The sequence below is a fragment of the Streptomyces sp. NPDC093591 genome (genome assembly GCF_044764885.1).
Taxonomy (GTDB): Bacteria; Actinomycetota; Actinomycetes; order Streptomycetales; family Streptomycetaceae; genus Streptomyces.
This window is the reverse complement of record NZ_JBIWIY010000009.1, coordinates 273,752-287,502: the sequence shown is the minus strand read 5'-3', so window position 1 is coordinate 287,502 and position 13,751 is coordinate 273,752. Positions and strand designations below refer to the sequence as shown.

The window sequence follows — 13,751 nt, the reverse complement described above, 5'->3', positions numbered from 1 at the left end:
CTCTCGGTCCCTGCGGACCCGGTCACCAGGAGCCCGCCGAGGCGGTGTGACGCAGCAGTTCGATGGCGTACTGGGGGCTGTCGCGGCGCGGTGTGACCGTCGCGGCCGGGGCCAGCGCGCGCGCCTTCTCCGGCAGGTCCTTGACGACCAGCGCCTGGGCTCCGACGATCGCGCCGGCCCCTACGGTCACCGGTCCGAGGACCGTCGCGCCGGTGCCCAGCACCACGCCGTCCCCGACGACCGGGTGGCGTCGCTCGCCCTCGGCCCGGGCGTTGTCGTGCCACCAGCCGACCGCGCCGAGGGTCACCTGGTGATAGATCGTCACATCGTCGCCGACCCGCGCGGTCTCGCCGATGACCACGGCCGCGCCGTGATCGATGAAGACGCGGCGGCCGAGTTCCGCGCCCGGGTGGATCTCCACGCCGGTGACCGCGCGGACGGCACCCATCAACGCCCGCGCGGGGACGCGCAGTCCACGCCGGTGCAGCCGGTGAGCGACCCGGTGGCTCCACAGAGCGGGCAGCGCGGGGTGCAACACGGCCTCCGTACGGCTGCGCACCGACGGGTCCCGCTCGACGACGGTCCGCAGATCCTCGCCGAGCGTCCGCAGCAGCGTGCGTGACCGACTCACCGCCCCAACCCCCGCCCACATTCTCTAATTCCGCTGATCTTTAGAATATTGGTCAGCGTCAGCGTACGAGCGAAGGCCCGGCTTGGCAAGCGATCTTTGTCAACGGCGTTCATCAGCCGGCCAGTTCCGCGTCCGCGGGGATGCCGGCCATCGTGTCCTGGTTGAAGTTGACGGCACTGCACCAGCGGCCGGGAGACAGCAGCAGCCAGATGTCGCTGATGATCGTCCCCTCGATGACCTCGTCACCACGCGCCCAGCCGACCGCCTCGTAGCTCACGCCGTCGTCCGGGAGCAGGAGCTGGAGGATGGGGCTGTTCAGCGAGGGGCCGGAGCGGACGTTGGCGTCCCGCCAGATGGGGCCGGCGGTGAAGGTGGTGGTCTGCTGCTCGGACATGGGGTTCCTCCTGTTGGTTGGTGTTTGCTGACGGTCAGCCACGGCTGGGCGCGAGGCGCTGCTCGGCCGCGGTGGTGGCGTTCACGGATGCCATGGAGAGCACCTGCGTGAGCATTACGGCCATCTGCTCGCGGGCCTGCCGCTGTTCGGGCGACAGGGCATCCACCGCCGCCGGGCCCGTGTCGTCGTCCCAGACACGGGCGGTCACGCCCAGCGGGGTCGGCCAGGCACGCAGGGCGTGACTGACCGTACGCAGGGTGGTCAGGGTGGACGCCATGCCCTGCGCGCCGGCACCTACCGCCACGCACCCCACGGGCACGCCCTCCAGGAACATCCGGGGCGCGACGATGTCGTTGACGTAGTCCAGGGCGTTCTTGAGGAGCCCGGAGACGGTGCCGTGGTAGGTGGGGGAGACGAGTACGACCCCGTCCGCGCGCTCAAGTGCGCGTACGAACTCGCCGATCACCTCGTCGGTTTCGGACAGGCCGGGCCGATAGAAGGGGAACTGCAACTCGGCCCCGGTGAACACCCGGGCGTCGGCGCCCTGTTCCATGCAGCGTCGTGCGCACCAGTGCGCCACGCGGTCCGAGGTCGAGCCCACTCTGAGCGAGCCGCTGATCAGCACGATGTTCGGTATGTCCACTACTGCGAGAACCTCCGTCGATGTCATGAGCGGGCCTCGCCGAGACGTGTTCCGTGGGCCAGTGCGACGTCGCGAGTGTCCGTCTGGGGGCGGGAATCGGTCCGGTCCTGGGCGTCTGTCTCCGCCCCGCAACTGCCCTCATCAGGCCGCCAGTCGACGACATCGAACGTCGCCTCGTCCTTCCGCCCTCTCGACCTCATGACGCTGTCCCGGGACTCCGCCTCCTCCCGGCTCGCCCCCTGATCGACCGCGCCCTGCCTGCGCGAGTGCAGCACGATCGCGGTGGTCCGCTCGACCCGCAGGGACTGGTAACGCAGCAGCGCCTCGCCAGGGTCGGCAATCGAGCGCAACGCCTGCGCGAGCACCACCGCGTCCTCCAACGCCGTGTTCGCGCCCTGCCCCATCGCCGGTGCCATCGGGTGGGCCGCGTCGCCGAGGAGGGCCACCCGGCCGTCGACCCAGCGTGAGATCGGGTCCCGGTCGTGGATGTCGGTCACCGAGACGTCCGCCACGGACGTGTCACGGATCATCTGGACGACCGGCTCGTGCCAGTCGGCGAGTTGGTCGGCCAGCACCGACAGCGCGGCCGCCTGCCCCATGGCCGGCCAGACACCCTGCGGGGCGGTGATCTTCGCGGTCCAGTACAGGGTCCGTGCATCGGCCGGCGCCACGAAGATCTGCACGCCGAGCCCGTTGACGACGAACGACATGGGGTGCAGCGCGCTGTCCACGACCCGGCCCCGCACCGAGGTGTACCCCAGGTACCGCGGCGGACCGTCCCCCAACAGGGCGGCGCGGACAACGGAGTTGAGGCCGTCCGCCGCCACCAGCACCTCGGCGTCCAACGCGCCGCCGTCCGACAGGGACACCGTCACACCGGCGCTGTCCTGGTCGTATCCCTCGACGGCCGTCCCGAGGCGTACCTCCGCCCCCGCCGCGACCGCCTCCCGGAACAGCAGGTTCTGCAGCGCCGTACGCAGGATGGGGACTTGAGGCAGGCCGAGGCGGCGGCCCACCTCGCCGATCGGTTCCCTGGCCAGGACCTGGCCGGTGGAGTCCATCAGGACCCGTACGTCGTCGGAGCCCACCACATGTCCGGCCGCCCGGATGCCCTGGCCGAGCCGGGTGCTGATGGCGTCGGCGGCCGCGATGCCGTTCTGATAGAGCATCAGTCCGGCGCCGACGTCCTCGATGCGCGAGGCCCGTTCGACCACGGTGACCGCGAGCCCGGAGTGAGCCAGCGCCGCCGCCGCGGCGAGGCCGCCGATGCCGCCGCCCGCGATCACGACGGTACGTGCGCCGGTCATCGGATCCACCTGCCCTCGTACGAGCCGAACGTCCCGCTGTCCGCGTCCCAGACGGTCTCCCCCCGCCGTATCGTCCTGCTGACTCGGCCGGTCATCGTCCAGCCCTCGTACGCCGACCAGCCGCACTTCGCCTGTACGTCGTGCGCCGACAGCATCCAGGTGTCGTCGGGGGCGAAGAACACGAGGTCGGCGTCGGCGCCGGGGCGGATCCGGCCCTTGGCGGGCAGGCCGAAGAGCTCGGCGGGCCGCTCGGAGAGATGGCGTACCAGACGTGTCACGGCGACATCGGGATGCTCCTCGGGCCGCCGTCGGCGCATCCCCGTCCACACCGCGACCGCGAGTTCCTGGACACCGGGCAGGCCGGGCGGGGACTCCTGGACCGTGCGGGTCTTCTCCTCGACCGTGTGGGGCGCGTGGTCGCTGCCGATCGTGTCCGCGTCGCCCGCCACCAGCGCCTGCCACAGCCGGTCCTGGTCGCTCTGGGCCCGGATCGACGGCGACAGCCTGGTCCGGGCACCCAGGCGCCGGGTGTCGGTGTCGGTGAACGACAGATGATGCCCCGTCACCTCGAACGACACCGGCAGTCCGGCGGCGCGGGCGGCGCACACCAGGTCCGCCTCCTCGCGGCTGGAGAGATGGAGGATGTGCGCCTTGGTGTGGTGGCGGCGGACGAGTTCGAGCACCTTGGCCACCGCGGCGATGCCCCCGGTGCGCGGCCGGCGTGCCTCGTAGTCCAGATAGCTGTCCGGGGTGCCCCACCACTGGTCGAGCAGCGCGAACAGCTCGCCGTCCTCGGCGTGCAGCACGACCTGCACATCGCCCTCGGCCGCGGCGATGAACGCCTTCTCCAGCTGCGCCGGGTCACGGAACACGGTCGGCGCCGTGTGGTGTCCTGCCATGAAGATCTTCGCGCTGGAGGCGATGGCGGGATCGAGCTCGGCGAGCGCCTCGGGCCGTTCCGGGTCGGCGCCGATGTGGAACCGGTGGTCGACCAGGGAGTGACCGCGCACCAGCTCGGCCTTCGCCTCTACGTCGTCGGGGGTCAGGGTGGGCGGCACCGTGTTCGGCATGTCCAGCACCGTGGTGACCCCGCCCGCCACCGCGGCCCGGCTGCCGTGCTCCCAGTCCTCCTTGTGCGTCAGACCCGGGGTACGGAAGTGGACATGAGAGTCGATCAGGCCCGGCAGGACATAGGCGTCACCGGCGTCGAGGACCGGCACGCCGGGCGGCGGCACGGTCCCGGGGTCCTGTACGGCGATGATCCGCCCGTCCGCGATCAGTACGGTGCCCGCGCGCACTCCCGTGGGGGTCACCAGTTTCCCGGCGGTGACCGCGAGGTCAGCCGTGGTCAGTTCGGCCATGTCGAAGCCACCAGCTCTCGGCAGAGGTCGTTGGTCGGTCCCATCAGGGCCACGGCCCGGGCGTCGGCGAGCAGCCGGTTCAGCTCGGACGCGACCGTGTACCCGGTCGAGCCGAGCATCCGGGCCGCCTCCAGACAGACCGCCTCGGCGGCCTCGGACGCGTGCAGCTTGCTGTGCAGCGTGGTCATGCCGGGGTCGGACGACGAGCGGGCGCCGGCCCGTTCGACCATCGCGCGCGCCGACTCCACCTTGGTCGCCAACGGGACGAGCCGGTCCCGTACGACGGGCGAGGCCAAGCCGCCCCGCTTCCGCTGGTGTTCGACCAGCAGCTCGAACGCGGCCTGCGCGACGCCCACGGCGACCGCACCCAGCGTCGCCCCCGACTCCCGCACCCCGGCGATGATCCGGGCCGCGTGCCCCTCGGGGCCGAGCCGGTCCGGGTCGCCGACGGCGCACTCGCGCATCGTGACGAACCCGGTGGCCGAACCGCGCATGCCGACGAGATCCAGGCTCAGATCCGGGACCAGCCCCGGATTGCCCGCGTCGACGAGGAAGAAGGTCTGCCCCGTCGAGCCGTAGCCGCTGCCCGGGTCGTCCTGCGCCTCCCCGGTCCGCACCAGCACGAGATACAGATCGGCGACCGACGCGGTGGTGGTGAAGGACTTCGCCCCGTCGAGCACCCAGGTCCCGTCCGCCCTGCGCACCGCCGTACTGCTGACGTTGCGCTTGGCCGCGCCGGCCCCCTGCTCGCTCCACGCGGAGGCGGCCAGGCAGCTGCCGTCCGCCAACGCGGGCAGCAGCTTCCCCTTCTGCTCCTCCGAACCCCACTCGGCGATCCGCGAACTCACCGCGAAGTGCTGGAAGGCCATGATGGCGAGGGACGCGTTCAGCTGGGCCAACCGCTCCACGACCCGGTTCACGTCGGACGCGTCGCCTCCGGCCCCGCCGTACTCGCGGGGGACCGCGGTGGCGAGCAGACCGGACGCGCGCAGCGCGGCCAGCGCCCCCGGTTCGGGCCGTCCGGAGACGGCGCTCGTGACCGCGGCCTCCCGCAGCGTCCGGGCCAGTTCGGGGCCCAGATGGATATCGGTCCGTCCCTCTGCGTAGGTACGGACGTCGTCTGTACGGACGTCATTGACGATGCCAGCCAATTTCGGCGAACTCCTCACAATGCGGCTGATGCCGACGGTTCCAGCGGGAACGACCCCTGGAAGGTCACCCGTTTTCGGTCCACGGAGGCCCAGCGCAGGGCGGGCACCCCGTCCATGTCCCGGACGTCCGCCGCGACCGCGGTACGGCCTCCCGGGGTGACGATCTCGAGCCCGTCCGGGCAGCCCACCTCCTGCGCCACCCGCCACGGCACCGTGTCGGGAATCCGGATGGCGGAGCCCAGACACACCGCGCCGGTCAGCGCGATGGTCGGATGCCAGGACGGCACGGAGATGGCGCGGGCGGCGATCCGCCCCGCCTCCAGCGGCAGCAGGGCGGCGATCTTGGGGAAGGCGCCGCCGCCGGGCCAGCCCAGCTGCTCGGTCACGGCGGCCCGGATCCGGCCGAGCCTCTCGAAGAGCGAGGCGTCGTCGGCGAACAGGGCCTCGGTGTCCTTGACGCCGATCGTGCGGGCGTCGAGGAACGCGTAGGCGTTGCCCGACGACACCAGCGACACCTCGTGCAGCTCACCGTCGACGGTCACCGTGGTCCGCGGCTCGCCGGTGATCAGCAGCCCGTGCACCGGTACGGCGGTCGTGCGCACGAAGTGCACCGTGAACTGCGCCTCGTCGCGCCTCACCTCGTCGACCTCGCACACCACGCTGTCCCCGTTGTTGAGGACCTGGACCCGTACCCGGGCGCCGACGGACAGCTTGGGGAGCATGCCCATCCGCTCGGCGGCGACGGCCGAGGACAGGATCGAGTGCCCGCACGACCCGCGCAGGTCGAACGAGTCCACCGCGTCCGGCAGCGCCTGCACGAACCGGTAGTCGAGGTCGAACATCGGATGCGGGGACGGCCGTACCAGCGCGATCTTGAGCACATGCGCCCGGCCCGCCGCTTCGAGGGAACGCCGCGCGGCGGCCAGACGGTCCGTCAGCAGCGTTCCCGCGGACGGGACTTCGTCGGCGTCAAGGACCAGCGTGGGGCAGGGGCTGCCCGTGGCGTAGGCGAGATGCGCGATCATGCCGCGCCCGCGACGACGCCGGCCGGCCTCGTCGCCCCCCGGAACTGGTCCTGCCACACCTCGTACGTCATCAGCGCCCAGAGCGTCAGCGCCGTGGTGTCGTCGGGCCGTACGGCTTGAGTCTCGAACAGGGCGTCCACGGCGGCCGGTTCGAGTCGGCCGGCCGCACGCAGCCGGCTCGGCGTGAGGACGTCGTGCGCGAACTCCCACAGTGGGGTGCCGGGTGCCAGCATGGCCGTCACGGGCAGGGTGAACGGCTGCTTCACCCTGCTGTGCACGCCGTCCGGGACGAGGCCGGCCGCCGCGCCGTACAGCGTCCGCTTGACCTGGCCCTCGCCGATCCGCAGCGGGTCGGGCAGCGCCCGGCCGAGGGCGACGACGCCGCGCTGGCAGAACGGCAGCCGCGCCTCCACCGAGTGCGCCATGCTGAGATGGTCGACCCGGCGCAGGTGATAGGCGGGCAGCCGATAGCCCAGCTCGAACTCGGTGATCCGCTCGAGCACGGTGCCCTCGCCCTGCCGCAGCCGGGCCAGCGCCTCGGCGGGGATCGGCGGGACGTCCTCGACCAGCTTCCGGTACTCGTCGGTGTACAGCGCGTGCCGTCGGCCGGCCGGCAGGACCGCCAGCGCGTCGAGGTACGGCGTGTACCAGTCGCCGCCGGACGCGGCGGTCTCGAAGGCCGCGTGCATCCTTGCGTAGCCGCCGAACACCTCGTCCGCGGCGTCCCCGGTGAGCGCGACCTTGAACCCCGCCTCGTGCACCGCGGCGAACAGCGCGTGGGTGCTCACGGTGATCGGGTCGGCGTTGGGCTGGCCCAGATGCCAGACCACGTCCTCGATCCGGTCGGGCAGCGTCGCCGGGTCCAGCTCGACCTGGTGGTACACGGCGCCGACATGCTCGGCCGCCTGTCGCGCGTAGTGCCGCTCGTCGAACGGCCACGTCCCCCGGTAGGCGATGTTGAACGAGTGCACGGGCCCGTACTCCGCGGCGAGCGCCGTCACCAGCGAGGAGTCGAGACCGCCCGAGGTGATCAGCGCGACCGGGACATCGGCGACCAGCAGCTGCCCGACCTCCGTACGCAGGCTGTCGCGCACCAGATCGGCGGCCTTGTCCTGCTCGGTCGGCACCGGCGCGGGGTCGGTCCGACGACGGGTCGTCACCGGTGTCTCGCCCAGCACGCATCGCAGCGTGGTGGCCGGCGGCACCACCTTGATCTGCTCGAACATGGTCTGCTCGCCGAACGGCGTCTTGCTCGCGAGATACGCGTCGAGCCCCGGTCCCCACTCCGACGTACCGATCCCCTCGAAGCCCAGCAGGGCCGGGATCTCCGACGAGAAGTGCAGCGACCGCGCCACCGGGTCCCAGCGGTGGTACAGCGGCTTCATACCCGACTCGTCGGTGGCGAGCAGCAGCGTCGGCCGCTCCCGCGTGTCCAGCACGGCGACCGCGTACATGCCGTCGAGCAGATCGGTGAACCGCTCGCCGTACTCCGCGTACAGGGCGGGGATGATCGCGCCGTCGCACCGGTCGGCGAAGCGGTGGCCACGCCGCGTCAGATGCGCCCGCACGGCGTCGTGGTTGTAGATCTCGCCGTTGAACACGACGGTGATCCCGTCGAGTCGATACGGCTGCCTGCCCCCGTCGAGGTCGACGATCGCGAGCCTGTTGTTGCCCAGCCCCCAGCCGGGAGCCCGCGCCGTCCCCGTGTGGTCGGGCCCGCCATGGCGCTGCAGCGCGCCGACGCCCCGCATCTCGTTCGGTGACGCAGTGGAGTTGAAATAGCCGTAGATACGGCACATAACGCTCTTCCTCCCCGTGGGACCGCCGTGCGGACGGCGGTCCCGGTGAGCTAGTCCGACCCGGTGCCGGGCGTGGTGTCCGATGCCGTGGACAGGTAGCGCTCCCCGCTGTCGGGGAACACGGTGACGATGGTCGATCCGGCCCACCGCTCACGCCGGGCCAGCACCCGCGCGGCGTGCGCCGAGGCCCCCGCGGAGAATCCGACGAGCAGGCCGGTCGCCAGGGCGATCTCCCGCCGGGTGGTGGCCGCCGCCTCGTCCGGTACGGCGATGACCTCGTCGATCAGCTTGAGATCGGTGAGGTCGGAGACGTAACCCGCCCCGATGCCGGGGATGCCGTGCGGCCCCGCGTCCCCACCGCTGAGGACGGCCGAGGAGGCCGGCTCGACGGCGACGACATGCGTGTCCCCGTGCTCCTTGAGGTATCGCGCCACGCCGGTCAGCGTGCCGCCGGTGCCCACGCCGCACACGAAGACGTCGACCTTCCCGGCGCAGGCCTCCAGGATCTCCGGCCCGGTCGTCTCGTAGTGCGCGCGGACGTTCGCCGGGTTCTGATCCTGGTGCGGCAGCCACGAGCCGGGCAGGTCGCGCTGCATCTCCTCCGCGAACTTCCAGGCGGGCAGCAGCCCTTCCTCGTGCGGCACCAGGACGATCTCGGCGCCCAGTTCACGCAGGATCTGGCGCCTCTCCTCGGTCGCGTTGTCCGGCATGACGATGACACAGCGGTGACCGCGTACGGCGCACATGGCCGCGAGCGAGATGCCGGTGCTGCCGGACGAGCACTCGATGACCGTGCCCCCCTCAGCGGGCAGCAGTCCCGTCTCCTCGGCCTCCCGCAGCATGTACAGGACGGCCCGGTCCTTCACGTTGAACAGCGGGTTGAACATCTCCAGCTTGGCCAGCAGCCGGACGTCATCGGGAAGTCCGGGCAGCGCCACCTCCAGGATCGGGGTGCCGCCGACCAGCTCCTCCAGCGAACGGACCGGCGCGAAGCCGGCGGAAGTCCGTGTCATCACCGCTCACGATCCGGTTCCGCGCCCAGCGCCGCCGTCAGATGGGCGGCCGCCGCCTGCTGCAGATGGGTGATGTCGCTCGACACCGTGGCGAAGGTGAACCCCTCGGTCAGCCGGTTGGCCGCGGTGGCGCCGTCCAGGCAGTGGATGCCGCAGGCGATGCCCGCCTCCGCGGCGGCCGCGGTGACCTCCTTCAGGGCCCGCTCCAGTTCGTCCTGCGCCGCCGGGTCACCGAAGTACCGCGCGCCCAGCACGACGGACAGGTCCGCCGGGCCGACGTACACCGCGTCCAGACCTGGCGTGGCGCAGATGGCCGCCAGGTTCTCCATCGCGGCGGCGGTCTCGATCATCGCGATGCACGCCACCGCCTCGTCCAGCTCGCCGGGCACCGAACCGAGCCGCAGTTCGGCACGGACCGGACCCCCCAGACTGCGGGTGCCCGCGGGCCAGTGCCGGCAGGCGCGGGCGGCGACCGACGCCTCCTCGGCGGTCTCGACCATGGGGACGATGACAGCGCGCGCTCCGGCGTCCAGTGCCGCTCCGATGGCGATCGGGTCGACCGAGGGCACCCGGATCACACCGGCCGAGCGCCCCATGGCGTCCACGGCGAGCATCGCGGACTGCCAGCCCGGCTGGTGCATGACGCCGTGCTGGCCGTCGACGCCGATGTAGTCGTAGCCCACGCCCGCGATGCGCTCAGTGCCGGCCGGGTTGTCGCAGGCGATCCAGTACCCGACCAGCCGCTCCCGGCGGCGCAGCCGGCCCACGAAGTCCGCCGGGTCGTGCCGCCCCGGTGTCATTCGCCCTCCTCGATCACGTAGCTGTTCTTGCCGTCGAGGCTCACCGGCACGTCACCGGTGATCGACACCCGGTTGAGCACCCGCTTGTGGCTGTCGTAGTCGTTGACGGCGAAGTGCTGGGTGTTGCGGTTGTCGAAGATCAGTACGTCACCGGGCCGCCAGGTCCACCGGGCCACGTTCTCCGGCCGGTGCACATAGGACTGCAGGACGTCGATGATCGGCCGCGACTCCCGCAGGGTCATGCCGACCAGACGCTGGGCGAAACCGCCGAGGAACAAGGAGGGTTCACCCGACTCCGGATGCACCCGCACCACCGGGTGCGCCGCTTCGAACCGCTTGGCCAGGAACGCCTTGCGGGTCGCCTCACCCCGCTCGGTGCCCAGCCGCGGCTGCTCGGCGTGGTTGGTGTGCACGGCCCACAGCCGGTCGGCGATCTCCCGCAGTTCCGCGGGGAGTTGCTTGTAGGCGGCCTCGCTGTTGGCGACCATGGTGTCGCCGCCGTAGGGCGGCAGGACGATGCTGCGCAGCGTCGTCCCCAGGGACGGGGTCAGCGTGAAGCTGATGTCGGTGTGCCAGTGGTCGGCTCGCTGGTCCTCACCGTCGACGGCGATGACCTGCGGCTGCCCGTCCACGGTGCGCATCATCGGATGCTTCTGGGTCAGCGGGCCGAACCGGCCGGCGAAGGCCAACTGGTCTTCATCGGTGATCTCCTGGTCCCGGAAGAAGAGCACCTTGTGGTCGAGCAGTGCCTGGTGGACCTGCGAGAAGTCCGACTCCGACAGGTCGGACCCCAGATCGATCCCGACTACTTCGGCGCCGATGCGCCCGCCGATCCTGCGTATCTCCAAGGACACTCTTGATTCCTTTCGTCATGCTGCGGTGGGCGGCTCGATCTCGATCTTAGTTTCGCCGCTAGTGGCTGACTCAAATCTCGGCAATGCGACACTCGTGCCTGGTCAGAGCACTGATCGAGGATGACGATCTCAGCCATTCCGTCCGAAAACCGAGCCTTACCCGTGCCGTACCAGAATTCCGTGGCCAATTTCTGCACCGGTACCGAAAAGCAAATTCGCGGGGGCCGGGACTCCCTTTTTCCGCCTTGGTCCGCCCCCCTTATGCACCACTAAAGGATCGCTTGAGAGCACGCTGCACCCGATGGGTTTCCGGACCTAAGCTGCCGCTCCATGAAGAGCAGTGCGGACACCAGCGGCAGCGGCGACATCGCCCGCACCCTCGAACTGCTGTGGGACACGGGCAAGCGCCCCAGCCGAGGCCCCAGACCGGGTCTGACGGTGGACCGGATCGTGGAGGTGGCCGTCCGGATCGCGGATGCGGAAGGGCTGGACGGGGTCTCGATGCGCCGGGTCGCTGCCGAGCTCGGCACCGGCGCCATGTCGCTGTACCGCTACGTCCCCGGCAAGGCCGAACTGCTCGACCTGATGCTGGACCGCGTCCAGCGCCCCTCTGAGAACCCGGCCGACCTCGGCGACGGCAGCTGGCGCTCGGCCCTGGAAGCGATGGCCCGCGCCACCCGCGCCCTGCACACCCGCCACCCCTGGCTGCTCGGCGTCAACCAGGCCCGCCCGCTGCTCGGCCCGAGCGCACTGGACGGCATGGAGAAGGTGCTGGGCCGTATCCGGCCGATGGGGCTGTCCGACCCCGAACTGGTCTCGGCGATCATCATGATCGACGGGTACGTCGTAGGGGCCGCACGCACGCACGTCCACCACGAGGAGGCGGAGCGCGCCTCGGGCATGACGACCGCCGACTTCTACGCGGCCCAGTCGCCGTTCCTCGAGAAGGTCGTGGCCACCGGCCGCTATCCGGTCCTCGCCACCCTCGCCGAGGACACCTGGGGCTCCGCCTTCGACCACTTCGAGTTCGGCCTGCAACGGATCCTGGACGGCCTCGAGGCGCTGGTGGAACAGCGCCGGGCGGGACGCCGTGACAAGTCCCCGCTCCCGCTTCAGTGACCCACCGGCGGACGCGGCGCGCGCCGGTTGCGGCGCAGCATCGACTCGATGCCGGCGATCAGCATGGTCACCACCGTCTCGAACAGGGCGTCCGGCGATTCGGCGGTGGACTCCACGGCGAGCTGTCGTAGAGGGGGAAGTGCGTCGCGGCGGGTGCGCGGCGGGATCCCGGTCCAGCCGCCGGGTCCACCCCGGGCGGCGGTCGATCGTGCCAGGCGTCCCAGACCTCGCCCGCTGGGCGTCCTGGGCCGGCAGCCCGATGGCGAGGAGGAACTCCACCTGAGGCGAAGGGCGTCAGGTCCTCGGTGTGGGCGAGGGCGAGCATGCCGGGGTGCACCCGGTACCAGGCGCGCAGGTCCCGGCAGTACGCGCGCAGACTGGGCCGCCACCGTCGGGGGTCGAGCCGCGGTTCGGGCCGGTCGGCCTGGCAGACGCCACGATCTCGCCGATCAGGTCACGGCGGTCGGCCACGTAGTTGTACAGCGCGCGGCGAAACACCGAGGCGACGGCCCCCGTTACGCATCGTCAGCTCACCCGGACCCGCGTCACGAGGCATCTCCAGCGCCGCCCGGGCGATGTTCTCCCTGGCCAAGGTGGGTCGTCCGGCACGGAACCCGGGCCGCTTGCGGCGCCCCATGGCGACCTCTCCGTTGGGCGCGAGCCATCGTAGCGAGCGGCCGAGTTCGGCTACGGGTTGGCGCTGAGCACCTCTTCACCGTGGCGGTGTTCGCCGGTGCCGCGGCCGGCCGGGACTTCCTGCTGAACGACTGTCCACCGGCGGTCCAGGAGCGATACGGCAGACCCAAGAGCGCGCGAGGCCGACGGGTCGCGACGCTCTTCGGCGTGTTCGCGTGGAGCGTGTGCGGCATCCCGCTGATGACAGCGGCGATGACCGGGCTGAACGGGGCACGGGGCACTGGACGGCGGCCTGACCTTCCTGTCGGCCACCCTCTGCCCGGCGTTGGTCTTGTGCTCGTCGCGTACCGCAAACGACATGCCCGGACTCCACGTTCTCGGATAACCGCAAGGTCGGAGCTCGGCAGAGCTCCCGCAGAACAGCTCCGCAGCCTTCTGCCGTGCCCGGCCCCTGCACGCGCGGCCACCCCTTGGCCACCCCACGCCCCTCCCATACTGACTCAAGCGTCAGTACAGGCCGTCGAGTGCACCCCACGTACACATTCCATGATCAAGGAAACGAAAAAACCGCAGGTCAGAGGCCTGACCTGCGGTTTCCCATGGAGCCGCCTTCGGGATTCGAACCCGAGACCTACGCATTACGAGGGCGATAGCGATCGTGACGAGTCGTGCCCGCGATCCCATCAGATCCAGTTTTCGCAGATCAGGGCACTGATCACAGTCCCGCCGCCCGTACGCCGTGTTGCACCGTCCACAGGCGTACGCGCTCCCCTTGCGCTCCCCGTCCCATGACAGAGCGCCGAATCGGCCTGTGTAGCTGTGTGGGGACACCATGCTGGCGCACCTTGTCGAGATCGCACATACGAGATGACCGTCATCACTCGCAGAGCCCACGCCCACATCCATCATGCCGACGTGCACAGCGGCACGCGCAGCAGCAACAGCAGGCCGACGAGGGACGGTTCGTTTCGGCCTCGGGTGTCACGGCCATCGACTCTTCGACACCTGAGCGCTCGGG

13 protein-coding genes are annotated in these 13,751 nt (G+C 70.9%); 1 reads left to right on the top strand and 12 read right to left on the bottom strand.

Going from position 1 to position 13,751, the window contains the following annotated elements; all coding sequences use genetic code 11:
* Window positions 1-22 precede the first annotated feature (22 nt).
* From epsC to ACIREI_RS21100, 11 genes are all read right to left on the bottom strand, one after another.
* Entirely contained in the window at window positions 23-613 is a 591-nt protein-coding gene (gene epsC, locus ACIREI_RS21150; protein ID WP_403335110.1) for a serine O-acetyltransferase EpsC, read from the bottom strand.
* A 130-nt stretch (window positions 614-743) separates the two neighbouring features.
* Window positions 744-1,025: a hypothetical protein gene (locus ACIREI_RS21145; RefSeq protein WP_403334802.1), complete on the bottom strand. Its 282-nt coding sequence runs from the start codon at window positions 1,023-1,025 to the stop codon at window positions 744-746.
* Window positions 1,026-1,059: 34 nt separating this feature from the next.
* A complete protein-coding gene (locus ACIREI_RS21140) occupies window positions 1,060-1,668 on the bottom strand; it encodes an NADPH-dependent FMN reductase (protein ID WP_403334799.1) in 609 nt (202 codons plus the stop codon).
* Between the two features lie 23 nt (window positions 1,669-1,691).
* Window positions 1,692-2,975 (bottom strand): FAD-dependent monooxygenase, encoded by a 1,284-nt coding sequence (locus tag ACIREI_RS21135; RefSeq protein WP_403334796.1) that lies wholly within the window; start codon window positions 2,973-2,975, stop codon window positions 1,692-1,694.
* Window positions 2,972-4,336 (bottom strand): dihydroorotase family protein, encoded by a 1,365-nt coding sequence (locus tag ACIREI_RS21130; RefSeq protein WP_403334794.1) that lies wholly within the window; start codon window positions 4,334-4,336, stop codon window positions 2,972-2,974. Before ACIREI_RS21130 ends, ACIREI_RS21135 begins: the two co-directional genes overlap by 4 nt.
* Window positions 4,324-5,421 (bottom strand): acyl-CoA dehydrogenase family protein, encoded by a 1,098-nt coding sequence (locus ACIREI_RS21125; RefSeq protein WP_403335107.1) that lies wholly within the window; start codon window positions 5,419-5,421, stop codon window positions 4,324-4,326. Before ACIREI_RS21125 ends, ACIREI_RS21130 begins: the two co-directional genes overlap by 13 nt.
* Before the next feature lie 80 nt (window positions 5,422-5,501).
* A complete protein-coding gene (locus tag ACIREI_RS21120; RefSeq protein WP_403334791.1) occupies window positions 5,502-6,512 on the bottom strand; it encodes a PrpF domain-containing protein in 1,011 nt (336 codons plus the stop codon).
* Window positions 6,509-8,311, bottom strand: coding sequence for an asparagine synthase (glutamine-hydrolyzing) (asnB, locus tag ACIREI_RS21115; protein ID WP_403334788.1), 1,803 nt, complete (start codon window positions 8,309-8,311; stop codon window positions 6,509-6,511). The genes ACIREI_RS21120 and asnB overlap by 4 nt, the downstream gene beginning before the upstream one ends.
* Window positions 8,312-8,361: 50 nt before the next feature.
* Entirely contained in the window at window positions 8,362-9,324 is a 963-nt protein-coding gene (locus ACIREI_RS21110; RefSeq protein WP_403334786.1) for a PLP-dependent cysteine synthase family protein, read from the bottom strand.
* Window positions 9,324-10,124 carry an HpcH/HpaI aldolase/citrate lyase family protein gene (locus ACIREI_RS21105; protein WP_403334784.1) on the bottom strand — a complete coding sequence of 267 codons (801 nt, stop codon included), beginning with the start codon at window positions 10,122-10,124 and terminating at the stop codon, window positions 9,324-9,326. The genes ACIREI_RS21110 and ACIREI_RS21105 overlap by 1 nt, the downstream gene beginning before the upstream one ends.
* Window positions 10,121-10,978: a TauD/TfdA dioxygenase family protein gene (locus tag ACIREI_RS21100; RefSeq protein WP_403334781.1), complete on the bottom strand. Its 858-nt coding sequence runs from the start codon at window positions 10,976-10,978 to the stop codon at window positions 10,121-10,123. Before ACIREI_RS21100 ends, ACIREI_RS21105 begins: the two co-directional genes overlap by 4 nt.
* Window positions 10,979-11,308: 330 nt before the next feature.
* Between ACIREI_RS21100 and ACIREI_RS21095 the strand changes: the two genes are divergently transcribed.
* On the top strand, window positions 11,309-12,097 hold the full coding sequence (locus ACIREI_RS21095; RefSeq protein ID WP_403334778.1) for a TetR/AcrR family transcriptional regulator: 789 nt from the start codon (window positions 11,309-11,311) through the stop codon (window positions 12,095-12,097).
* Here the strand turns inward: ACIREI_RS21095 and ACIREI_RS21090 are convergent.
* Window positions 12,091-12,213, bottom strand: a complete 123-nt coding sequence (locus ACIREI_RS21090; RefSeq protein ID WP_403334775.1) for a hypothetical protein — start codon at window positions 12,211-12,213, stop codon at window positions 12,091-12,093. The genes ACIREI_RS21095 and ACIREI_RS21090 overlap by 7 nt on opposite strands.
* Window positions 12,214-13,751: the final 1,538 nt, after the last annotated feature.

Coding starts and splice junctions, on each gene's coding strand:
- ACIREI_RS21145 (WP_403334802.1), bottom strand. CDS start 1,025: ATGTCCGAGCAGCAGACCACCACCTTCACCGCCGGCCCCATCTGGCGG.
- ACIREI_RS21135 (WP_403334796.1), bottom strand. CDS start 2,975: ATGACCGGCGCACGTACCGTCGTGATCGCGGGCGGCGGCATCGGCGGC.
- ACIREI_RS21130 (WP_403334794.1), bottom strand. CDS start 4,336: ATGGCCGAACTGACCACGGCTGACCTCGCGGTCACCGCCGGGAAACTG.
- ACIREI_RS21120 (WP_403334791.1), bottom strand. CDS start 6,512: ATGATCGCGCATCTCGCCTACGCCACGGGCAGCCCCTGCCCCACGCTG.
- asnB (WP_403334788.1), bottom strand. CDS start 8,311: ATGTGCCGTATCTACGGCTATTTCAACTCCACTGCGTCACCGAACGAG.
- ACIREI_RS21110 (WP_403334786.1), bottom strand. CDS start 9,324: ATGACACGGACTTCCGCCGGCTTCGCGCCGGTCCGTTCGCTGGAGGAG.
- ACIREI_RS21105 (WP_403334784.1), bottom strand. CDS start 10,124: ATGACACCGGGGCGGCACGACCCGGCGGACTTCGTGGGCCGGCTGCGC.
- ACIREI_RS21095 (WP_403334778.1), top strand. CDS start 11,309: ATGAAGAGCAGTGCGGACACCAGCGGCAGCGGCGACATCGCCCGCACC.